The following is a 21,365-nucleotide window of genomic DNA, read 5'->3' on the forward strand; positions in this document are numbered from 1 at the left end:
GGGCCGCTTTGCGGCCCCGGCAACGTCAAGGTTTGCTCAACACCAACAGCCAGGGCCCATAGCTGCGCACCTCGCCACCGTGCGGCTGGACCACTGCACGCAGCGCCGCCTCGGGCTTACGCAGGTCGTACACACCCGTCACCCGCTTGGCCCCCAGTGCATCGTCACGCAGCATCACCTTGCCTGGCATGTACGGCGCTAGCGCCTGTACTAGCTCGGCCACCGTCTGGTCGTCTGCAATCAGCTGCCCCTGGCGCCAGGCGGCGGCTTGCGTGGGCACGAAAGTACGCAGTTGCACATGCCCGTCCACATAACGCAGCCGCTGCCCCGCCGTCAGTGCAGCAGCCAGTACCTGTGCATCGGCCGTGTCCTCGACCCGTACCGAGCCATGCTGCACATCCACCCCTACCCGCCCCGACCGCAGCTCGACATTGAACGCCGTGCCGGTGACCGTCACCTGCACATCGTTGGCACGCACATGGAACGGCTTGGCCGTGTCGGGCATGACCTCGAAAAACGCCTGGCCGGCGAGCAGCTTCACATCCCGGTGATCGCCGCTGTAGTCCACGGCAATGGCGGTGCCGCTGTCCATCTGCACCACGCTGCCATCAGCCAGGGTGACGTCGCGGGTCTCGCCTTGTGCGGTGCGATAGTCAGCCTGCAAGCGCAGGCTCAGGGAAGGCGCGACAGCTACCCATAAACAGGCTGCCACCGCCGCCCCCAGCCACCAGCGCCGCTGGGGCTTGCGCTTGACCGGTAGCGGCAGCACTTCGGCCTTGGGCCACAGTTCGCGGGTGGTCGGCGCCAGCTGGCCGGTGAGCTGCCACACCCGTTCGGCCTTGTGGAAGGCCTGGGCGTTGGCCGCGTCGCTGGCGCACCATTGCTCGAACTCATCCCTTAGCTGAGGGTCGTCAGGTGACTGCTGCAGGCGCAGGAGCCATTCCAGGGCCTGCTCGCGGCGGCTGGATAGCGGGGCTGCGGACGTCATGTCGGGCAAGTCTCCTGAGGGCTGAAGGGCGCGCAGGGTCGCACAGAGCTACCCTGCTCGGCAAAGGACGCACCAGCCTCGCGTTTTTTCACAGATCATCCTCCAGGCGCGCCATGCAGTGGCTCAGGGCATCGCGCACCAGTTGGTGCACCAGGCTGACCGATACATTCAGGTGGTTGGCCACTTCTTGCAGGGTATGGCCGCCCAGGCGGTGCATTTCGAACGCCACGCGGGTGCGCTGAGGCAATTCCTCAAGGGCGCGGCTGATGGCGCTGAGTTCATTTTGCTGGGTGACCGCCTGCTCGGGCGACACACTGGTCGAGGGCAGCTCGGCGAGAATCTCATCACCGTTGGGTTGGGCTTTTTCGGTGGCGATACGGCGGGTCTGGTCGAGGGCCAGGTTGCGCACGATGCGGTACAGGTAACTGGCCGGGTGGCGAATGTCGGCATCGTCCTGCTGGCGACTGAAGCGCAGCCACGCCTCCTGCACCACATCTTCGGCACGGGCGCGGCAGCCGACGATTGGCGAGGCGTAGTCGACCAATGCTGCCCGGTGGGCCAGGTAGAGCTGCAGTTTGTCGTCCGCCACGGGGTGGTATGCCAAGCGATTTCGGGGCGGAAATGTTACCTGTAGTCGAGAATCATTATCAACCAATCATATGCTGTTGCCTTCCAGGCCTCATCGCCGGCGAGCCGTCTCCCACAGGTACCGCGCGGTCTCAGGCCTGGCGGTGATCTGAGGGAGCGAGGTTGCCGGTGATAGGGCTGCAAAGCAGCCCCGATGCTTTAAAGCCTCACACTGGCAAAGGTCGACTCGTTGCGCGCCTGGCTCAGTGCAGCCATCGGCCCGCTGTGCGGCGACAGGGTCATGGCTTGCGGAATCGGCATCATTGCCACTTGCTGTGCGGTGTTTGAACCTACTCGTTCATCACGCGGCGGAATGCCGAAGTACTCGCGGTAGCACTTGGAGAAGTGCGGCGTGGAGACGAAGCCGCACACCGAGGCCACTTCGATGATCGACATCGGCGTCTGCTTGAGCAGCTGCCGCGCACGGATCAGGCGCAGCTTCAGGTAATAGCGCGACGGCGAGCAGTGCAGGTACTTCTGGAACAGCCGCTCAAGCTGGCGACGCGACACGGCCACATACACGGCCAGTTCGTCCAGGTCGATCGGCTCTTCGAGGTTGGCCTCCATCAGTGCGACGATTTCCTGCAGCTTCGGCTGGTTGGTTCCCAGCATGTGCTTGAGCGGTACGCGCTGGTGGTCCTGCTCGTTGCGAATGCGCTCGTAGACGAACATCTCAGAGATCGCCGCCGACAGTTCGCGACCATGATCGCGGCTGATCAGGTGCAGCATCATGTCCAGCGGCGCAGTGCCGCCAGAGCTGGTGAAGCGGTTGCGGTCGAGGGTGAACAGGCGTGTGCTCATGTTGGCCCGCGGAAACGCCTCCTGCATCGCCGCCAGGCATTCCCAATGCACGCTGCAGTCGAAACCATCGAGCAGGCCGGCACAGGCCAGCGCCCAGCTACCGGTGCACACAGCACCCAAACGGCGCGACTGACGCGCCTGGGCCTGCAGCCAGGTGACATGCTCACGGGTAACCGAACGCTGGATCCCCACGCCACCGCAGACGATAACGGTATCGATGGGAGGGGCGTTGGCGATGGAGGCGTCTGGCGTGATCTGCAAGCCATCGCTGGCCCACACCTGGCCGCCATCGACGGTCAGCGTGTGCCAGCGATACAGCTCACGGCCGGAAAGCTGGTTGGCCATGCGCAGCGGCTCCACGGCCGAGGCCAAGGAAATCAGGGTGAAGTTGTCCAGAAGGAGAAACCCGATGGACTGGGGTGCTGTGCGGTTCTGGGTTGGATTCCCGGAGGTGTACGACGTCATCGCGATTTCTCCTCACACAAAAACAGGGTGTGCCTCAGGCGGGCACTGATTTTTTGTAATGGCCCCAATTCATTTGCAGGGGCTTTGCCAATCTCAACGCAAGGGCCGTGCCTGAAATTGAACGGCCATCCAAAAAAACCCAAAAACGACGCCTTTTTTCAGCAATTCCGGCTCGCCGATCGGGTTGTTGATAAAACCCAAACCGGCGGGCCAGCGCCTTTGCGTGTCACTCATGAGCACTTTGGTGACACGCTCAAGGCAGGTTGCCCAGAAACGACACTGTTTAGTGTCACCGACAATGGCGACACTGATCGCGACACCCGACGACCGGCTGATACGAAGACGCCCCAAAACGGGGCGTCCTGACGAGAATAGCTCACCGTCAGCGCATCAACATTCGATGGCGCTGACCGCCAAACCGCCGCGCGAGGTCTCTTTGTACTTGTCGTGCATGTCGGCGCCGGTGTCGCGCATGGTGCGGATCACCTGGTCCAGGGAGATGAAGTGCTCGCCGTCACCGCGCAGGGCCATCTGTACGGCGTTGATGGCCTTGACTGCGGCAATGGCGTTGCGCTCGATGCACGGCACCTGCACCAGGCCACCGACCGGGTCGCACGTCAGGCCAAGGTTGTGCTCCAGGGCGATCTCGGCGGCGTTCTCCACCTGCGCCGGGGTCGCCCCCAGCACTTCGGCAAGGCCAGCCGCCGCCATGGCGCACGCTGAACCGACTTCACCCTGGCAACCCACCTCGGCACCTGAAATCGATGCATTCTTTTTGCACAGGATGCCCACTGCAGCGGCGGCCAGGAAGAAGTCGACCACGTTGGACTCGTCGACCGCATCGCTGAAACGCATGTAGTAGTGCAGCACAGCCGGGATGATGCCGGCCGCGCCATTGGTGGGCGCGGTGACCATGCGCCCGCCAGCGGCGTTCTCTTCGTTGACCGCCAGGGCGAACAGGTTGACCCACTCCATGGCACTCATGGTCGAGCCGATCACATTGGGCTTGCCGATCTCCTGCAGGCTGCGGTGCAGCCTGGCGGCGCGGCGGCGCACATTCAGCCCGCCGGGCAGCGTGCCCTCATGCTTGAGGCCGTTGTGCACGCATTCCTGCATGGCTTGCCAGAGCGTGTGCAGGCCGGCGCGGATCTCTTGCTCGCTGCGCCAGACCTTCTCGTTGGCCATCATCAATTGCGACACGCTCAGGTCGTTTTGCTTGCACAGGCGCAGCAGCTCTGCGGCACTGTTGAAATCGTACGGCAGCACCGTCTGGTCGGCATCCAGCACACCACTGGCGGCCTGGGCGGCATCGACCACGAAACCGCCACCCACCGAGTAGTAGGTGTCACGGTGCAGCTCGCCCTGCTCGCCTTCGGCGATCAGGGTCATGGCATTGGGGTGGTACGGCAGGTTCTCGTCCAGCAGCAGCATGTCACGCGCCCAGACGAACTCGATGGGCAGGCGGTTATCCAGCTTCAGGGTATTGGTTTCGCGCAGGTCAGCGATGCGTGGGACGATCTGGGCCGGGTCGATGGCGTCCGGCCATTCGCCCATCAGGCCCATGATGGTGGCGTGGTCGGAACCGTGGCCAATACCGGTGGCCGACAGCGAGCCGTATAACCGCACCTGCACCCTTTTCACCTGCTCAAGCTCGCCGCGCTCACGCAGGCCCTGGACGAACAGGGCGCCCGCACGCATGGGGCCGACGGTATGGGAGCTGGAGGGCCCGACTCCGATCTTGAACAGGTCGAACACGCTGATGGCCATTGTCGCTACACCTCTTGCTGGGCTTGTCTCTGCGCGCCATGCGCAGGGCGGGGCAACTGCTAGGCTGAAGCTGCGAGCCGCCACGAATGCACGCATCATCAGGCTTTTGCGCCCCCCCTCGCCGTCTGCAACCGACGTACTTTTGTCCAGCAGCGCCGCGCCGTTTCAGCTGCAGGTGCGCCGCTTTCGGGCGCTCCGATGACGGAAAAATACGGACCCAGGGGAGGAAAATGCCATATGCGACATCGCCAGTACTCAAAGCGACCCGTTCCGTACTGGTTACGACCCCACCAGTAGGCGATTGCCCGGCGCTGGTGGATTATCGAAAGCGACTCGTATTGCACGGCCTCGCATCCTGCCCTCTGCAGGCCTGGTTGACCGGACCCTGAGAAAGCCCGGCAGCCCTCGCGAACCCGAAGATAAAATCACAGGAGTCCATCCATGAAAGGTTCACCCTCGCTGTTGCTGGCCGCGTTGCTGTCCGCCCCCTTGCTGGCCCAGGCCGCAGAACCCGAGCAGTGTCAGACGGTACGTTTTTCCGATGTCGGCTGGACCGACATCACGGTAACCACCGCGACCACCAGCGTTGTGCTCGAAGCACTGGGTTACAAGACTCACACCACCATGATCTCGGTACCGGTGACCTACAAGTCGCTGGCCGCCGGCAAGGACCTGGACGTGTTTCTCGGCAACTGGATGCCGACCATGGAAAACGACATCAAGCAGTACCGCGACGCCGGGACTGTCGAAACCGTGCGCGCCAACCTGGAAAACGCCAAGTACACCTTGGCCGTACCCCAGTCGCTGTACGACAAGGGCCTCAAGGATTTTGCCGACATTCCCAAGTTCAAGAAGGAACTGGAAGGCAAGATCTACGGCATCGAGCCGGGTAACGACGGCAACCGCACCATCCAGAGCATGATCGACAAGAACGCCTTCGGCCTGAAGGATGCCGGTTTCAAGATCGTGCAGTCCAGTGAGGCCGGCATGCTGTCGCAGGTGGACCGGGCGCAGAAGCGCGGGGAGGCGATCGTGTTCCTCGGCTGGGAACCTCACCCGATGAACACCCGCTTCAAGATGCAGTACCTGACCGGCGGGGACGACTTCTTCGGCCCCGAACTGGGCAAGGCAACCGTGCTGACCAATACCCGCAAGGGCTACGTGCAGGAGTGCAGCAACGTAGGCCAACTGCTCAAGAACCTGTCGTTCGAGCTCAAGGATGAAAGCACCATGATGGGCTATGTCCTGGACGACAAGATGAAACCCGAGGCAGCTGCCAAGAAGTGGCTCAAGGACAACCCAGGCAAGCTGGACGCCTGGCTCGCCGGGGTGACCACCGTGGACGGCAAACCGGGCCTTGAGGCGGCCAAAGCCAAACTGACGCAATAACGCAAGACGAAGGCAACACCGCGGGGCGGGACCGTGCTCGCCCCGGACTGATTTCAATCTTTGCAGGTGGAAGCTCGCTATCATGCTTATCGATCAGAAAATACCCCTGGGTGAGTACATCGCGTCATTCGTCGAATGGCTGACCCAGAATGGCGCCGATTACTTCGACGCCATCGCTCAAGGCCTGGAATTCATGATCCATGGCGTCACCAGCACCCTGACCTGGTTCAACCCGTTCGTCCTCATCGCCCTGTTCGCCGCCCTCGCGCACCTGATCCAGCGCAAATGGGCCCTGACTGTGTTCGTCGCCCTCTCCTTCCTGCTGATCCTCAACCTGGGCTACTGGCAGGAGACCATGGAAACCCTGGCGCAAGTCACCTTTGCCACCGTGGTCTGTGTGGCCATCGGCGTACCGCTGGGGATCGTTGCCGCGCACAAACCGATGTTCTATACCGCGATGCGCCCGGTGCTCGACTTGATGCAGACGGTGCCCACCTTCGTTTACCTGATCCCAACCCTGACACTGTTCGGCCTGGGTGTGGTGCCTGGGCTGATCTCCACGGTGGTGTTCGCCATCGCCGCGCCGATTCGCCTGACCTACCTGGGCATCTGCGACGTCCCGCAGGAGCTGCTGGACGCCGGCAAGGCCTTCGGCTGCTCGCGGCGCCAGTTGCTGACCCGCATCGAACTGCCCCACGCGATGCCGAGCATCGCCGCCGGCGTTACCCAGTGCATCATGCTGTCGCTGTCGATGGTGGTGATCGCGGCCCTGGTGGGCGCCGATGGCCTGGGCAAACCTGTGGTCAACGCACTGAACACCGCCGACATTTCCCTGGGCTTCGAAGCGGGCCTGGCGATCGTACTGCTGGCCATCATGCTCGACCGTATCTGCAAGCAACCGGAAGTCACGGTAAGGGGTGAAGCATGAGCATCATTCGTTTCGAAGATGTCGACGTCATCTTCTCCAACAAGCCGCGTGAAGCGCTGGCACTGCTCGATCAGGGCAAGACCCGGGAGCAGATCCTCAAGCAGACCGGGCTGGTGGTGGGTGTCGAAAAGGCCAACCTGGATATCAACAAGGGCGAGATCTGCGTGCTGATGGGCCTGTCTGGTTCGGGCAAGTCGAGCCTGCTGCGCTGCATCAACGGCCTGAACACCGTCAGCCGCGGCAAGCTGTTCGTCGAGCACGAAGGCAAGCACATCGATATTGCCCACTGCACCCCGGCAGAGCTCAAGATGATGCGCACCAAGCGCATCGCCATGGTGTTCCAGAAGTTCGCCCTGATGCCTTGGCTGACGGTGCGCGAGAACATCAGCTTTGGCCTGGAGATGCAGGGCCGCCCTGAAAAGGAACGGCGCAAGCTGGTGGACGAGAAGCTTGAGCTGGTGGGTTTGACCCAGTGGCGCAACAAGAAGCCGGACGAACTCTCCGGCGGCATGCAGCAGCGCGTGGGCCTGGCCCGGGCACTGGCGATGGACGCTGACATCCTGCTGATGGACGAACCGTTCTCGGCCCTCGACCCACTGATCCGCCAGGGCCTGCAGGACGAGCTGCTGGAGCTGCAGCGCAAGCTCAACAAGACCATCGTGTTCGTCAGCCACGACCTGGACGAAGCGCTCAAGCTGGGCAGCCGCATCGCCATCATGAAGGATGGGCGGATCGTTCAGTACAGCAAGCCCGAGGAGATCGTGCTCAACCCGGCGGACGACTACGTACGCACCTTCGTGGCCCACACCAACCCGCTGAACGTGCTGTGCGGCCGCAGCCTGATGCGCACCCTGGACAACTGCAAACGGATCAACGGTTCGGTGTGCCTGGACCCAGGCATCGATTCGTGGCTGGACCTGGGCGAAGGTGGCTCGCTCAAGCGTGCACGCCAAGGGCAGAACGGGCTGGACCTGCAGAACTGGGCACCTGGAGAGGACGTCGAGCTGCTGGAGCGACGGCCGACGCTGGTCAATGCCGATATCGGCATGCGCGAAGCGCTGCAGATCCGTTACCAGACTGGCAACAAGCTGGTGCTGCAGGATAACGACAAGGTAGTGGGGATACTTGGGGATACCGAGCTATACCACGCGCTGCTCGGCAAGAGCCACGGCTAATGCAACCGGGGCCGCTGTGCGGCCCATCGCCGGCAAGCCGGCTCCCACAGCTGGTGTGAGCCAGCTGCCGGTACTGTGTACTCACCGAAGTGGAAGATGCTCGCCGCCACCACCGCGCTAGCTCCTGCACCTAGCCCTGTAGGAACAACTGTCTTGCTCAATTTCTAAAAGCTGGCGCGATCCCTGTGGGAGCCGGCTTGCCGGCGATGGGCTGCAAAGCAGCCCCATCAATCCCTCAGCGAACGACGATACCGCGGGCAGCCATGTAGGCCTTGGCTTCCGGCACCGTGTACTCACCAAAGTGGAAGATGCTAGCCGCCAGTACCGCGCTGGCATGCCCTTCCAGAATCCCGTCAGCCAGGTGCTGCAAGTTACCCACACCACCCGAAGCGATCACCGGGATCCCCAGCGCATCGCTGATGGCACGGGTCACACCCAGGTCGAAACCGTTCTTCATGCCGTCCTGGTCCATGCTGGTCAGCAGGATCTCACCGGCACCCAGGCCTTCCATCTTCTTCGCCCACTCGACCGCGTCCAGCCCGGTCGGCTTGCGCCCGCCATGGGTGAAGATTTCCCAGCGCGGCGCTTCACCGGGGCCAGACACCTTCTTGGCATCGATGGCCACCACGATGCACTGCGAACCGAAACGGTCGGCAGCCTCACCCACGAACTCAGGGTTGAACACCGCGGCGGTGTTGATCGAAACCTTGTCGGCACCGGCATTGAGCAGGTTGCGGATGTCCTGCACGGTACGCACGCCACCGCCCACGGTCAGCGGGATGAACACCTGGCTGGCCATGCGCTCGACGGTATGCAAGGTGGTATCGCGGCCATCGACGCTTGCCGTGATGTCGAGGAAGGTGATTTCGTCGGCACCCTGCTCGTTGTAGCGACGGGCAATTTCCACCGGGTCGCCGGCATCACGAATGTTCTCGAACTTGACGCCCTTGACCACCCGGCCGTTGTCCACGTCCAGGCAAGGGATGATGCGCTTGGCCAGTGCCATGGTTCAGTCCTCAGCCTTGGTAGTTGTCGCAGAAGGCCTGGGCCTCGGCGACATCGAGGGTGCCTTCGTAGATGGCACGGCCGGTGATGGCACCAATGATGCCCGGGGCCTTGGCGTCCAGCAGGGCCTTGATGTCACCCAGGTTGTGGATACCGCCCGAAGCGATCACCGGAATGCGGGTGGCTTCGGCCAGTGCCTTGGTGAACGGCACATTGCAGCCCTGCATCATGCCGTCCTTGGCGATGTCGGTGTAGACGATCGCCGAGACGCCATCGGCCTCAAAGCGCTTGGCCAGGTCGATGACCTGCACCGAGCTCACTTCAGCCCAGCCGTCGGTGGCGACGAAACCGTCCTTGGCGTCCAGGCCGACGATGACCTTGCCGGGGAAGGCCTTGCACGCTTCGGCGACGAACTCAGGTTGCTTGACCGCCTTGGTGCCGATGATCACGTAGCTGACGCCGGCCTTGACGTAGTGCTCGATGGTTTCCAGCGAACGGATACCCCCGCCGATCTGGATCGGCAGGTTCGGGTAACGCTTGGCGATGGCAGTGACCACTTCACCGTTGACCGGCTGGCCTTCGAAGGCGCCGTTGAGGTCGACCAGGTGCAGGCGGCGGCAACCACCCTCGACCCACTTGGCGGCCATGCTCACCGGGTCGTCGGAAAATACCGTGGAGTCTTCCATGCGGCCCTGGCGCAGGCGCACGCAGGCACCGTCCTTCAGATCGATAGCGGGGATAATCAGCATGCTCTTTCCTTCGTCAATTCAAGCGGCAAGCTGCAAGCGACAAGCTGCAAGCATGCGCGTCGTGTTTTCGATGGCGGTCCAGCTTTGGCTTGCAGCTTGAGGCTTGAAGCTTTCAGCTTTTTTCCAACGCCCACAGGTCGCTCTCGATGCTCTCGAACCGCTCCTTGAGGTGCAGCTGAACATCGGCAATCGCCCTGTTGTAGTAATGGGGTGCAATCTCTTTGCTGAACAGCTCGAGGACCTCAGCCACCTCGAACGACCCCAGCTGCAGCTCGAAGCGGTCTTCGAGGAAGCGCTTGAGGGTGTCGAGCGCTTCGCGCTCCTGCTCGGGGGCCAGGGTGATGACGGGGGCCTTGGTCTTCGACCTGCTCATTTACCAGCGCCCGTCCCAGGCAACGAAGTTCTGCAGCAGTTGCAGGCCATGGGTATGGCTCTTCTCCGGGTGGAACTGCACGGCAAAGCGCGAGCCCTCGGCCAGCGCGGCAGCGAAGTCGACGCCATAATGGCCGCGACCGACCACTTGCCCCGGCTTGCCGGCATTGATGTAGTAGCTGTGCACGAAATAGAAGCGCGCACGATCAGAGATGTCGTGCCACAGCGGGTGGTCGACGGCCTGAGTGACTTCGTTCCAGCCCATGTGCGGCACTTTCAGGTGCTCGCCACCTTCCTGCAGGTCTTTACCGAAGAAGCGCACCTGGCCAGGGAACAGGCCGATGCAGTCCACACCGTCGTTTTCTTCGCTGTGCTCCAGCAGCGCCTGCATGCCTACACAGATGCCCAGAAACGGCCGGTCCTGGCTGACTTCACGCACCAGGCTGTCGAAGCCCAGGCGGCGGATTTCGGCCATGCAGTCGCGGATCGCGCCCACACCCGGGAACACCACACGGTCAGCCTCGCGAATCACCGCAGCATCGCTGGTGACCATCACCTTGCCGGCGCCGACGTGCTCGAGCGCCTTGGCTACCGAGTGCAGGTTGCCCATGCCATAGTCGATCACGGCTACCGTCTGCATTTACAGGCATCCCTTGGTGGATGGCATCTGCCCGGCCATGCGCTCGTCCTGGGTCACGGCCATGCGCAGGGCACGACCGAAGGCCTTGAACACGGTTTCGATCTGGTGGTGGGTGTTGTGGCCACGCAGGTTGTCGATGTGCAGGGTAACCAACGCATGGTTGACGAAGCCCTGGAAAAACTCCTGGAACAGGTCGACATCGAAGCCGCCAACGGTGGCGCGGGTGTAGGGCACGTGCATCTGCAGGCCTGGGCGGCCAGAGAAGTCGATGACCACACGCGACAGCGCTTCGTCCAGCGGCACATAGGCATGGCCGTAACGGAAGATGCCTTTCTTGTCGCCGATGGCCTGGGCGAATGCCTGGCCCAGCGTGATACCGACGTCTTCGACGGTATGGTGATCGTCGATATGCAGGTCACCCTTGCACTCGATATCCAGATCGATCAGCCCGTGCCGGGCAATCTGGTCGAGCATGTGTTCAAGGAAAGGCACGCCGATATCGAATCGGGCCTTGCCACTGCCATCGAGGTTGATCGAGCACTTGACCTGGGTTTCCAGGGTATTGCGCTCGACGGAAGCCTTACGTTCGACCATCACCAGCTCCGCAAAATCATTGGGCGAAAAGGGCTACATTATAGGCCCAGAACGCTCAAGCTTGGAACGCGGATGACATATGGCATTGCACGGGGCTGATCGGCAGGCCGATCACCGGCAAGACGCCTCCCCCAAAGCCCCGCCAGAACACAAGCCCAGCGGAGAAGCCTGTGGGGGCAACTGGCTTGCTCAACTTATAAAAGTCAGCGCATTCCAAGTGGGAGCCGGCTTGCCGGCGATGGGCCGCAAAGCGGACCCAGATGCTCGCGAGTCCCGTCGAGCGCGCTCGGGCTATTGCAGCTCCGCTATGGGGGCTGCTGCGCAGCCCAATCGCCGGCAAGCCGGCTCCCACCTCGAACGCGCGGTTCTTAAGGCCTGCGCTTTGCCTGCGCAAGCAACGGTCTTACCCATTTCCAAAAGCCGGCGCAATCCAGGTGGGAGCCGGCTTGCCGGCGATGAGGCCAGGACAGCCAGCCAGTCAGCTGGCTGTCATACCTCTTAGTGGAACAACACCGCCGTCTTCTGCAGGGTAATCCACACCCCCCAGGCCAGCGGAATCACCACTACCGCCCACGCGATCAGCACCAGCGGCAGGCTGCCTGGCGCTGCATGCCACTCCAGCGCACGCGCGCCATCGGCACCTTTGTCGTGGCTCAGGGCACGCTCGGCCGCAAGCTCGGCATCGCTCATGAAGTGCTTGTCGGCTACCGGGCGCACCAGCAAGTTGCAGACGAAGCCCAGCACCAGCAGGCCAGCGAGGATGTACAGGGTCATGTCATAAGCCGCCGCACGCTCCACACCCGCGGCCAACTGATACTCACGCAGGTAAGTGATCAGCACCGGGCCCAGCACGCCAGCAGCGGCCCAGGCCGTCAGCAGGCGGCCGTGGATGGCACCGACCATCTGCGTGCCGAACAGGTCAGCCAGGTAGGCCGGCACCGTGGCGAAGCCACCGCCATACATGGACAGGATGATGCAGAACGCCGCCACGAACAGTGCCACATTGCCCAGATGGCCCATGTTCGGCACCAGGCTGTAGAGGCCCACACCCAGGGCGAAGAAGGCAAAGTAGGTGTTCTTGCGGCCGATGTAGTCCGAGAACGATGCCCAGAAGAACCGCCCACCGATGTTGAACAGGCTCAGCAGGCCGGTGAAGCCAGCGGCAATGGCGGCAATCTGCGCCAATTGTGCGGCGTTCAGCTCGCTGAAGCTCAGCTCGTTGCCCAGCAGCTTGCCAGCGAACACTTCCTGCAGCAGCGGCGACGCCATGCCCAGGATGCCGATGCCTGCAGAAACGTTCAGGCACAGCACCAGCCAGATCAGCGCGAATTGTGGGGTTTTCCAGGCAACGCTGACGTGCACGTGACGGTCGGTGACCATCGCATTGGCTTTCTTCACCGGCGCAGTCCAGCCTTCTGGCTTCCAGCCGGTCGGCGGCACGCGGTACGCCAGGGCGCCAGCGGTCATGAACACGAAGTAGATCGCTGCCATGACCACGAAGCTCTGCCATACGCCGACTTCATGCTCATTGCCGAAGTGCCCCATCAGCGCTGTGGCCAGCGGTGCACCGACCATGGCACCGCCGCCAAAGCCCATGATCGCCATGCCAGTGGCCATGCCGCGCTTGTCCGGGAACCACTTGATCAAGGTCGAAACCGGCGAGATGTAACCCAGGCCCAGGCCGATACCGCCGATCACGCCGGAGCCCAGCCACATCAGCCACAGCTGATGGGTCTTCACGCCAATTGCCGAAATCAGCATGCCGCCGCACCAGCACAGGGCCGACACCAGGCCCGCCTTACGCGGCCCTGCGTGCTCCAACCAACCGCCCAGCACCGCTGCCGAGCAACCCAGGAACACGAAGAACAGGGTGTAGATCCAGCTCAGCATGGAAATGGGCCAATCGCACTCGGCGCTGAACATGCGAGCAATGAAGCCCATGTCCGCCGAGCACGCTACCGGAGCGGTAATGCCGATGGCTTGGGAAAGCGGCAACCAGAACACGGAAAAACCGTAGGCCATGCCGATACACAGGTGAATGGCCAGCGCGGCCGGGGGTACCAGCCAGCGGTTGAAACCGGGGCGGGCGATGATGCGCTCCTTCGACAAGAAGCTGGGCGCGCTGGCCACCGCTCCTGCCGTGATACTGCTGTTCATGGATGTGATCCTTTTGTAGGTAGACGATGCGTGCGCATTGAATGCCCGGCTCTTTTGCTGGCACGTAAGGCTCGGCCGTTTCATGGCAACGTTCCGCGACAATACGTCGCGGCCGCTTCGCAGGCGCCGAAAGAGTACCAGTTCGCCTATGACATGAAAGCAATCTGATATCGTTATTTTTCGCACGGCTGAATCGGTATTGCTGGCGGTACAGCTAAAAGGAACTGCCCAAGCCACAACTGTCGAAAGCCACAACACCTGATCAATCGGTAGGAAATGCTCTGTATCTCTTGTCGAATACTCTGGGCATACCACTGCGGCGCTATACTCTGGCGCTTGAAAATCAAATACGGACTACAAGGACTCGCCCATGAAAGCGTTCGGCAAACTCCTGGGACTGGGGCTTCTCGGGTTGCTGCTGATCATCGTGGCGCTGGGCTTCGCCCTGACCCACCTCTTCGATCCCAACGACTATAAAGACGAGATCCGCCAGTTGGCGCGCGACAAGGCCCACGTCGAGCTGACCCTCAATGGCGACATCGGCTGGAGCCTGTTCCCCTGGCTGGGCCTGGAGCTTCACGAAGCCAGCATCGCCACCTTGAACAAGCCCAAGGAGCCGTTCGCCGACCTGCAGATGCTTGGCCTGTCGGTCCGCGTGCTGCCCTTGCTGCGCCGTGAAGTGCAGATGAGCGATGTGCGCGTCGAAGGCCTGAACCTGACCCTGAACCGTGATGAACAGGGCCATGGCAACTGGGAAGACATCGGCAAACCGCTGCCTGCGCAAACCGGCGCAACCGCCAGTGCACCTGCGCCTGCAGATCAGCCCAACGCCTCTGCAGAGAGCAGCAGCGAACGTGCGGTCAAGCTCGACATCGACAGCCTGACCGTGAACAACGCCCGCGTGCACTACAGCGATGCCAAGACCGGCCAGAGCTACAGCGCCGAAAGCATCCAGCTGAGCACCGGCCCGATTCACGAAGGTGCGAACATCCCGCTCAAGGCCAGCGCCTTCCTCAGCGCCAGCCAGCCGAACATGAAGGCACGCACCGAACTTGCCGGCGAGCTGCGCTTTGACCGCAAGCTCAAGCGCTACAACTTCGAGGACATGCGCCTGTCCGGCGAAACCTCGGGCGAGCCGCTGGCCGGCAAGACCATGACCTTCGCGGCCCAAGGCCAGCTGCTGGTCGACATGGCAGCCAACGTCGCCACCTGGAACGGCCTGAAAATCTCGGCCAACCAACTGCGCGCCCTGGGCGAACTCAACCTGCGCGACCTGGACAAGACACCACAGCTCAGCGGTGGGCTGTCCATCGCGCAGTTCGACCTGCGCACCTTCCTCGACGGCATCGGCCACCCCCTGCCGGCCACCAGCGACCCCGCCGCCTTCAACAAGCTGGAGCTGGTCAGCCGCCTGCAGGGCACGCCAAACAGCCTGGCCCTGGAAGACCTCGCGGTAAAACTCGACGACAGCACCTTCACCGGCCGCGTTGCCGTCGAGGACTTTGCCAAGCAAGCGTTGCGCTTGCAGCTCAAGGCCGACAAGTTCGACGCCGACCGCTACATGCCGGCCAAGAGCGATGAAGCCAAGGGTGCCACCGCAGCGCGCCAGAACGAGGTCAAGCAACAGGAAGCCAGCGCCATCGCCGGTGCCGGCAGTTCCCCGCTGCCTAACGCCCCCACCCAGGTCGCCTGGAGCAACGACAAGCTGCTGCCGGTGGACCGCCTGCGCACGCTCGACCTGCAGGCCGACCTGGCCTTCGGCTCACTGACCCTGGACAAGCTGCCGATCAACGACGCGCAACTGCAAGCGAACGGCCAGGGCGGCCTGATCACCCTGCAAACCCTGCGCGGCGGCCTCTATAACGGCAGCTTCGAAGCCAAAGGCACTGTCGATGTACGCCCAGCCGTGCCGCAGATTGGCGTCAACACCAAGATCAACCGCGTGCCGGTCGAGCACTTCATCAAGGCTGAAGACAAAGACCAGGCCCCGCCGGTCAAAGGCCTGTTGACCCTCAGCAGCGACCTGACAGCCACCGGTAACAGCCAGAAGGCACTGGTGGACACCCTCAACGGCAACGCAAACTTCACCATCAACGACGGCGTGCTGGTCAACGCCAACCTGGAACAGCAGCTCTGCCAGGCCATCGCTACGCTGAACCGCAAGACCCTCAGCGGCGAGCCACGCGGCAAGGACACACCGTTCCAGGAGTTGCGCGGCAGCCTGGTGGTGCGCAACGGCGTGGCCAGCAACCCGGACCTCAAGGCACGCATCCCAGGCCTGACCGTCAACGGCCACGGCGACCTGGACCTGCGCGTGCTCGGCATGGACTACAACGTCGGGGTGATCGTCGAAGGTGACCAGCGCGCCATGCCCGACCCGGCCTGCCAGGTCAACGAGCGTTACGTTGGCGTCGAACTGCCGCTGCGTTGCCGTGGCCCGCTGGAGCTTGGCGCCAAGGCCTGCCGCCTTGACCAGGACGGCCTGGGCAAGGTTGCCGCCAAGTTGGCCGGCAACCGCCTCAAAGACAAGATCGATGAAAAACTTGATGAAAAACTCGGAGACAAAGTGAGCCCAGAATTGAAAGACGCGCTCAAGGGGCTGTTCAAGCGATGAGCCCTGCGCAGTTCTCCAGCGCCGTGCTGGACTGGTACGACCAGCACGGCCGGCACGACCTGCCCTGGCAGCAAGGCATCAACCCTTACCGGGTGTGGGTGTCGGAAATCATGCTGCAACAGACCCAGGTCAGCACCGTGCTGAACTACTTCGACCGCTTCATGCAGGCCCTGCCCACCGTGCAGGCGCTGGCCGAAGCACCGGAGGACGAGGTGCTGCACCTGTGGACCGGCCTGGGTTACTACACCCGCGCACGCAACCTGCAGAAGGCCGCGAAGATCGTCGTCGAGCAACACGGCGGCGAGTTCCCGCGCAGTGTCGAACAGCTTACCGAGCTGCCAGGTATCGGCCGCTCCACCGCCGGTGCCATTGCCAGCATCAGCATGGGTATCCGTGCGCCGATCCTCGACGGCAACGTCAAACGCGTGCTGGCCCGCTTCACCGCCCAGGCCGGTTACCCGGGCGAGCCGAAGGTGGCCAATGCCCTATGGGCCACTGCCGAGCGCTTCACCCCGCAACAACGCGCCAACCACTATACCCAGGCGATGATGGACCTGGGCGCCACGCTGTGCACCCGCAGCAAGCCAACTTGCCTGCTGTGCCCCGTGCGCAGCGGCTGCGAAGCGCACCTGCATGGCGAAGAAACGCGCTACCCCGAACCCAAACCGCGCAAGGCGCTGCCCCAGCGGCGCACGCTGATGCCGCTGTTGGCCAACCATGAAGGCGCCATCCTGCTGTACCGGCGCCCGTCCACCGGCCTGTGGGGCGGCCTGTGGAGCCTGCCGGAGTTGGACGCCATCGAGCAGCTCGATGACCTGGCCTACCAGCATGGCCTGCGCCTGGCCGAAAGCCGCGCGCTGGACGGCCTGACCCATACCTTCAGCCATTTCCAGCTGGCGATCGAGCCATGGCTGGTGCGTGTCGACCCCGTCGGCCAGCACGTGGCCGAGGCCGACTGGCTCTGGTATAACCTCGCCACCCCGCCGCGCCTGGGCCTCGCCGCCCCGGTCAAAAAGCTGCTCAAACGCGCGGCCGACGAACTGATTGCAGGAGATGCCCGATGACCCGCACCGTGATGTGCCGCAAATACAAAGAACAACTGCCAGGCCTGGAGCGCCCGCCTTACCCCGGCGCCAAGGGCCAGGACATCTTCGAGCACATCTCGCAGCAAGCCTGGGCCGACTGGCAGAAGCACCAGACCATGCTGATCAACGAGAAGCGCCTGAACATGATGAACGCCGAGGACCGCAAGTTCCTTCAGGGCGAGATGGACAAGTTTTTCGCCGGCGAAGATTACGCGCAGGCGGAAGGCTACGTTCCACCGGCCGAATGACCCTGAAAATCGTAAGCGACGGAATTAATTTAAAATTTTTTCAAAAAGTCGTTGACGAGCGGTCTGGAAATCTATTTAATTCACCTCGTCGCCCAGATAGCTCAGTCGGTAGAGCAGAGGATTGAAAATCCTCGTGTCGGCGGTTCGACTCCGTCTCTGGGCACCACCTTCAGCTTCTGGTGGTTGCAAAGTTACCCGAAGCGACAACAAGAAACCCGCCCAGTGCGGGTTTTTTGTTGTCTGGAATTTTTCAGCCTGTTTGCCTACCCCGTAGAGTTGACCCGCATCAACTAATCCCCTCTCGCTCAAACCCACAATTGCAGGCGAACATTCGAATCGACCTCGCAAGGACCTCCATGAGCGAAGAATCCCCCCTCCTGCTCCCCGCCCCCGCAGAACCGACGCCCAGCACCGCACCAAAGCCTCGCGCCCGCCGCGCCCGTCAGCGCAAACCTGAGCCCTCCATCACCCAGGTCAGCCAGGAACCGGCCGCCCTGGAAGTGGCCAGCGCGCCGAAAGGCAGCAACGAGGACAGCACCTCTGCCCGGCTGCCGGCGAGCTACCCCTACCCGACCCGCATGCGCCGCCAGGAATACGAAAAGGCCAAGCACGCGCTGCAGATCGAGCTGCTGAAGGTACAAAGCTGGGTCAAGGACACCGGCCAGCGCGTGGTGGTGCTGTTCGAAGGGCGGGATGCGGCAGGCAAGGGCGGCACCATCAAGCGCTTCATGGAGCATCTGAACCCACGGGGTGCGCGCATCGTCGCGCTGGAGAAACCTTCCGAGCAGGAAAAGGGCCAGTGGTATTTCCAGCGCTACATCCAACACCTGCCCACGGCTGGTGAAATGGTGTTCTTCGACCGCTCCTGGTACAACCGCGCCGGGGTCGAGAAGGTGATGGAGTTCTGCACACCGCTGCAGTACCTGGAGTTCATGCGCCAGGCGCCGGACCTGGAGCGCATGCTGTGCAACAGCGGCATCCTGCTGTTCAAGTACTGGTTTTCGGTGAACCGCGAGGAGCAGCTGCGCCGCTTCATCTCACGCCGGGACGACCCGCTCAAGCACTGGAAGCTCTCGCCTATCGACATCAAGTCACTGGATAAGTGGGAGGACTACACCGCCGCCAAAGAGGCGATGTTCTTCCACACCGACACTGGCGATGCACCGTGGACGGTGATCAAGTCCGATGACAAGAAGCGTGCGCGGATCAACTGCATCCGGCATTTCCTGCATTCGCTGGATTACCCGGGCAAGGACCCCAGCGTGGCGTACGCGCCGGATGACTTGCTGGTTGGCCGGGCTTCGCGCGGGTTCGAGGAGGATGAAAGTTGTGCGCCTGAGCGCTGAATGGCCGGGGCTTGGGTTTCCCGGGCAATTAGGCTTCAATACGCACATTTTCGCCCCCAAGGATTTCCAGCCCCATGGCCACCACTACCAAGCAACAGAAACGCGCCAAACGCGCCGCCAGCAAGGCCAAGCAAAACCGCATGGTACGCAGCGGCCAGGCCGTGAAACCCAGCGCCGGTGACAGCGCCAGTGTCGAGCAGGTGTTCAACAAGGCCATGGAAACCGACAGCTACAAAGAGCTGTTCGTGAAGATGAAGGCCGCCCAGGAGACCAGCCTGGTTTCGATGATCTCGGTGTTCCTGGTGGACCCGCTGCTGGCACTGGTGCTCAAGGGCCACAAGGAAGAGCACGCCACCGACTACATCGTGCTGGTATTCAACGCTTATCGCACCTGGCTCGATGGCGCCGACGAAGACACCACCATGGCCTGGCTGGAGAGCGACGAGTTCCAGGAAGCCTATATCGCCGCTTCCGAATTGGTGGCCAAGCAGCAACAGCAGCAGAAACAGTTCGGCTGAATGTTCACCGGCCTTGTCAGCGCAATTCGATGCCCTTGCCGGTGAGTTCTTTGCGCCACCGTCTGTGCTGCGCTGCCTAACCCTTTGGAAACAACTGTCTTGCCCAATTTCCAAAAGCCGGCGCAGTCCATGTAGGAGCCGGGCTTGCCGGCGATGGGCCGCAAAGCGGCCCCAGATGCTCGCGGGCCCCGTCGAGCCTGCTCAGGCTATTACACTCCGCTATGGGGCTGCTGCGCAGCCCATCGCCGGCAAGCCGGCTCCCACCACGACCGCGCAGCTCTTCAGGCCTGTGCTTTGCCTGTACAAGCAACCGTCTTGCCCAATTTCTAAAAGCCGCGCAATCCATGTGGGAGCCGGCTAGCCGGCGATAGGGCCAGCCCAGGCACACAAAAAAGGCCGCACCCTTCACAGGGCGCGGCCTTTGCCTTGAAGCCAGCGCGGATCAGTGATCCAGCGCCACCCGCCCGGCAACCTGGCGCTTGCGTTGCACCAGCAAGCCAGCCGCCACCACACCAATACTCAGCAGTGCAGTCGCAATGATCTCCGCTCGGTGATCCTCACGCAGCGCCATCACCACCAGCACGGCAACGATGAAGACAATGCTCGCCCAGGTCAGCCCTGGGAACAGCCACATCTTGAAGACGATCTTTTCACCACGCGCTTCACGCTGGCTACGCATGCGCAGCTGCGAAACGGCGATCACCAGGTAAACCAGCAGCGCGATGGCGCCGGAGCTCGCCAGCAGGAACTCGAACACCTGGGCAGGCGCCACGTAGTTGGCGAACACACACAGGAACGCCGCCGCGGTGGACAGCAACACGGCCACATGCGGGGTCGCCGCCTTGGTGGTGCGCTGGGCGATGGCCGGAGCATCACCGCGCTTGCTCAACGAGAACAGCATGCGTGAGGAGGTGTACAGCGCCGAGTTCAAGCAGCTGGTTACAGCGATCAGCACCACGATGTCGACGATCAGCTTGGCATTCGGCACGCCGATGCGGCTCAGCACAGTCTGGTAGGAACCGGCCTCGGCCAGCGCCGGATCGTTCCACGGCACCAGGGCCACCACCAGGAAGATCGACACCAGGTAGAACAGGCAGATACGCCAGATCACCGAGTTGGTGGCACGGCTGATCTGCTTGCCCGGGTCTTTGGATTCGGCAGCAGCGATGGTGACGATCTCGGTACCCATGAACGAGAACATGGTGGTCAGCATGGCCGCCAGCACAGCGCCCAGGCCATTGGGCATGAAGCCCTGAGTGTCGAACAGGTGGCTGGCACCGCTGACCTGGCTGCTCGGCATCAGGCCGAACATGGCGATACAGCCAACAACGATGAAGCCAATGATCGCCAGCACCTTGAGCAGGGCGAACCAGAACTCGAACTCACCGTAGTTCTTCACACTGCACAGGTTGGTCAGGGTCAGCGCCAAGGTGATCAAAAGGGAGAAGGCCCAAAGGTCCACGGCGGGGAACCAGGCATGCAGGATGGCGGCGGCGGCGTTAGCCTCCAGCGGGATCACCAGCACCCAGAACCACCAGTACAGCCAGCCGATGGTGAAACCGGCCCAGCGGCCAATGGCGCGGTCGGCGTAAGTGGAGAAGGAACCGGTATCCGGCGAGGCGATCGCCATTTCACCCAGCATGCGCATCACCAGCACCACCAGGGTGCCCGCAGCGGCATAGGCCAGCAGCACGGCAGGGCCTGCAGCAGCGATGGCGTGGCCGGAGCCGACGAACAGGCCGGCGCCGATAACGCCAGCAATGGACAGCATGGTCACATGCCGTTGTTTGAGCCCCTGAGCGAGGTCATTGGAATTGTTACCGCTCATAAAACTACCTTTGTAAGGAGTGGACCGCCCGACTGTGGGTTAAAGCGCGCCCGGGGTTGATTAAGGCGT

General features: G+C 62.6%; 20 protein-coding genes and 1 tRNA gene. 9 read left to right on the top strand and 12 right to left on the bottom strand.

The window, feature by feature from the left end; translation table 11 throughout:
- Nucleotides 1-25: 25 nt before the first annotated feature.
- From ABRP30_RS26345 to ABRP30_RS26365, 5 genes are all read right to left on the bottom strand, one after another.
- Nucleotides 26-988, bottom strand: a complete 963-nt coding sequence (locus ABRP30_RS26345) for a FecR family protein (protein ID WP_349975963.1) — start codon at nucleotides 986-988, stop codon at nucleotides 26-28.
- 88 nt (nucleotides 989-1,076) lie between these two features.
- Nucleotides 1,077-1,577 (bottom strand): sigma-70 family RNA polymerase sigma factor, encoded by a 501-nt coding sequence (locus ABRP30_RS26350; RefSeq protein WP_267824122.1) that lies wholly within the window; start codon nucleotides 1,575-1,577, stop codon nucleotides 1,077-1,079.
- A gap of 197 nt (nucleotides 1,578-1,774) precedes the next feature.
- Nucleotides 1,775-2,881 (bottom strand): GlxA family transcriptional regulator, encoded by a 1,107-nt coding sequence (locus ABRP30_RS26355; protein ID WP_241805589.1) that lies wholly within the window; start codon nucleotides 2,879-2,881, stop codon nucleotides 1,775-1,777.
- A 93-nt stretch (nucleotides 2,882-2,974) separates the two neighbouring features.
- Nucleotides 2,975-3,232 carry a hypothetical protein gene (locus tag ABRP30_RS26360; RefSeq protein WP_349975964.1) on the bottom strand — a complete coding sequence of 86 codons (258 nt, stop codon included), beginning with the start codon at nucleotides 3,230-3,232 and terminating at the stop codon, nucleotides 2,975-2,977.
- 39 nt (nucleotides 3,233-3,271) lie between these two features.
- Nucleotides 3,272-4,648, bottom strand: a complete 1,377-nt coding sequence (locus ABRP30_RS26365) for an L-serine ammonia-lyase (protein WP_241805588.1) — start codon at nucleotides 4,646-4,648, stop codon at nucleotides 3,272-3,274.
- 441 nt (nucleotides 4,649-5,089) lie between these two features.
- On the opposite strand from ABRP30_RS26365, the gene ABRP30_RS26370 reads away from it, so the two are divergent.
- From ABRP30_RS26370 to choV, 3 genes are all read left to right on the top strand, one after another.
- Nucleotides 5,090-6,037, top strand: coding sequence for a choline ABC transporter substrate-binding protein (locus ABRP30_RS26370; RefSeq protein ID WP_349975965.1), 948 nt, complete (start codon nucleotides 5,090-5,092; stop codon nucleotides 6,035-6,037).
- A gap of 79 nt (nucleotides 6,038-6,116) precedes the next feature.
- Nucleotides 6,117-6,965 carry a choline ABC transporter permease subunit gene (gene choW, locus ABRP30_RS26375; RefSeq protein WP_267824124.1) on the top strand — a complete coding sequence of 283 codons (849 nt, stop codon included), beginning with the start codon at nucleotides 6,117-6,119 and terminating at the stop codon, nucleotides 6,963-6,965.
- On the top strand, nucleotides 6,962-8,140 hold the full coding sequence (gene choV / locus ABRP30_RS26380) for a choline ABC transporter ATP-binding protein (RefSeq protein ID WP_241805586.1): 1,179 nt from the start codon (nucleotides 6,962-6,964) through the stop codon (nucleotides 8,138-8,140). The genes choW and choV overlap by 4 nt, the downstream gene beginning before the upstream one ends.
- Before the next feature lie 235 nt (nucleotides 8,141-8,375).
- Here choV and hisF read toward each other — a convergent pair whose 3' ends face one another.
- From hisF to ABRP30_RS26410, 6 genes are all read right to left on the bottom strand, one after another.
- Nucleotides 8,376-9,146 carry an imidazole glycerol phosphate synthase subunit HisF gene (gene hisF, locus ABRP30_RS26385; RefSeq protein ID WP_267819386.1) on the bottom strand — a complete coding sequence of 257 codons (771 nt, stop codon included), beginning with the start codon at nucleotides 9,144-9,146 and terminating at the stop codon, nucleotides 8,376-8,378.
- A gap of 10 nt (nucleotides 9,147-9,156) precedes the next feature.
- Entirely contained in the window at nucleotides 9,157-9,894 is a 738-nt protein-coding gene (hisA, locus tag ABRP30_RS26390) for a 1-(5-phosphoribosyl)-5-[(5-phosphoribosylamino)methylideneamino]imidazole-4-carboxamide isomerase (RefSeq protein ID WP_003255731.1), read from the bottom strand.
- 112 nt (nucleotides 9,895-10,006) lie between these two features.
- Complete coding sequence (locus ABRP30_RS26395) at nucleotides 10,007-10,267, bottom strand: DUF2164 domain-containing protein (protein WP_241805582.1); 261 nt, start codon at nucleotides 10,265-10,267, stop codon at nucleotides 10,007-10,009.
- Complete coding sequence (gene hisH / locus ABRP30_RS26400; RefSeq protein WP_241805581.1) at nucleotides 10,268-10,906, bottom strand: imidazole glycerol phosphate synthase subunit HisH; 639 nt, start codon at nucleotides 10,904-10,906, stop codon at nucleotides 10,268-10,270.
- The gene (gene hisB / locus ABRP30_RS26405; protein WP_012316676.1) at nucleotides 10,907-11,500 is read right to left on the bottom strand and encodes an imidazoleglycerol-phosphate dehydratase HisB; all 594 of its coding nucleotides are present in this window, start codon (nucleotides 11,498-11,500) and stop codon (nucleotides 10,907-10,909) included. It lies immediately after the preceding gene.
- 498 nt (nucleotides 11,501-11,998) lie between these two features.
- Entirely contained in the window at nucleotides 11,999-13,657 is a 1,659-nt protein-coding gene (locus ABRP30_RS26410; RefSeq protein WP_241805579.1) for an OFA family MFS transporter, read from the bottom strand.
- 370 nt (nucleotides 13,658-14,027) lie between these two features.
- Here ABRP30_RS26410 and ABRP30_RS26415 point away from each other — a divergent pair, with 370 nt between their 5' ends.
- The 6 genes from ABRP30_RS26415 (at nucleotide 14,028) to ABRP30_RS26440 (ending at nucleotide 19,468) form a co-directional block, all read left to right on the top strand.
- Nucleotides 14,028-16,271 carry an AsmA family protein gene (locus ABRP30_RS26415; protein ID WP_349975966.1) on the top strand — a complete coding sequence of 748 codons (2,244 nt, stop codon included), beginning with the start codon at nucleotides 14,028-14,030 and terminating at the stop codon, nucleotides 16,269-16,271.
- The gene (mutY, locus tag ABRP30_RS26420; protein WP_349975967.1) at nucleotides 16,268-17,335 is read left to right on the top strand and encodes an A/G-specific adenine glycosylase; all 1,068 of its coding nucleotides are present in this window, start codon (nucleotides 16,268-16,270) and stop codon (nucleotides 17,333-17,335) included. The genes ABRP30_RS26415 and mutY overlap by 4 nt, the downstream gene beginning before the upstream one ends.
- Nucleotides 17,332-17,604: an oxidative damage protection protein gene (locus ABRP30_RS26425; protein ID WP_125924973.1), complete on the top strand. Its 273-nt coding sequence runs from the start codon at nucleotides 17,332-17,334 to the stop codon at nucleotides 17,602-17,604. Before mutY ends, ABRP30_RS26425 begins: the two co-directional genes overlap by 4 nt.
- 90 nt (nucleotides 17,605-17,694) lie before the next feature.
- Nucleotides 17,695-17,770, top strand: a tRNA-Phe gene (locus tag ABRP30_RS26430).
- Nucleotides 17,771-17,960: 190 nt separating this feature from the next.
- A complete protein-coding gene (gene ppk2 / locus ABRP30_RS26435) occupies nucleotides 17,961-18,950 on the top strand; it encodes a polyphosphate kinase 2 (RefSeq protein ID WP_267819397.1) in 990 nt (329 codons plus the stop codon).
- A gap of 74 nt (nucleotides 18,951-19,024) precedes the next feature.
- Nucleotides 19,025-19,468: a hypothetical protein gene (locus ABRP30_RS26440; RefSeq protein ID WP_241805575.1), complete on the top strand. Its 444-nt coding sequence runs from the start codon at nucleotides 19,025-19,027 to the stop codon at nucleotides 19,466-19,468.
- A gap of 442 nt (nucleotides 19,469-19,910) precedes the next feature.
- Here the strand turns inward: ABRP30_RS26440 and gabP are convergent, their stop codons facing one another.
- Nucleotides 19,911-21,296: a GABA permease gene (gene gabP, locus ABRP30_RS26445; protein WP_241805574.1), complete on the bottom strand. Its 1,386-nt coding sequence runs from the start codon at nucleotides 21,294-21,296 to the stop codon at nucleotides 19,911-19,913.
- Between the last annotated feature and the right edge of the window lie 69 nt (nucleotides 21,297-21,365).

This window comes from Pseudomonas sp. WHRI 8519 (genome assembly GCF_040224055.2).
In the GTDB taxonomy this organism is placed as follows: Bacteria; Pseudomonadota; Gammaproteobacteria; order Pseudomonadales; family Pseudomonadaceae; genus Aquipseudomonas; species Aquipseudomonas putida_X.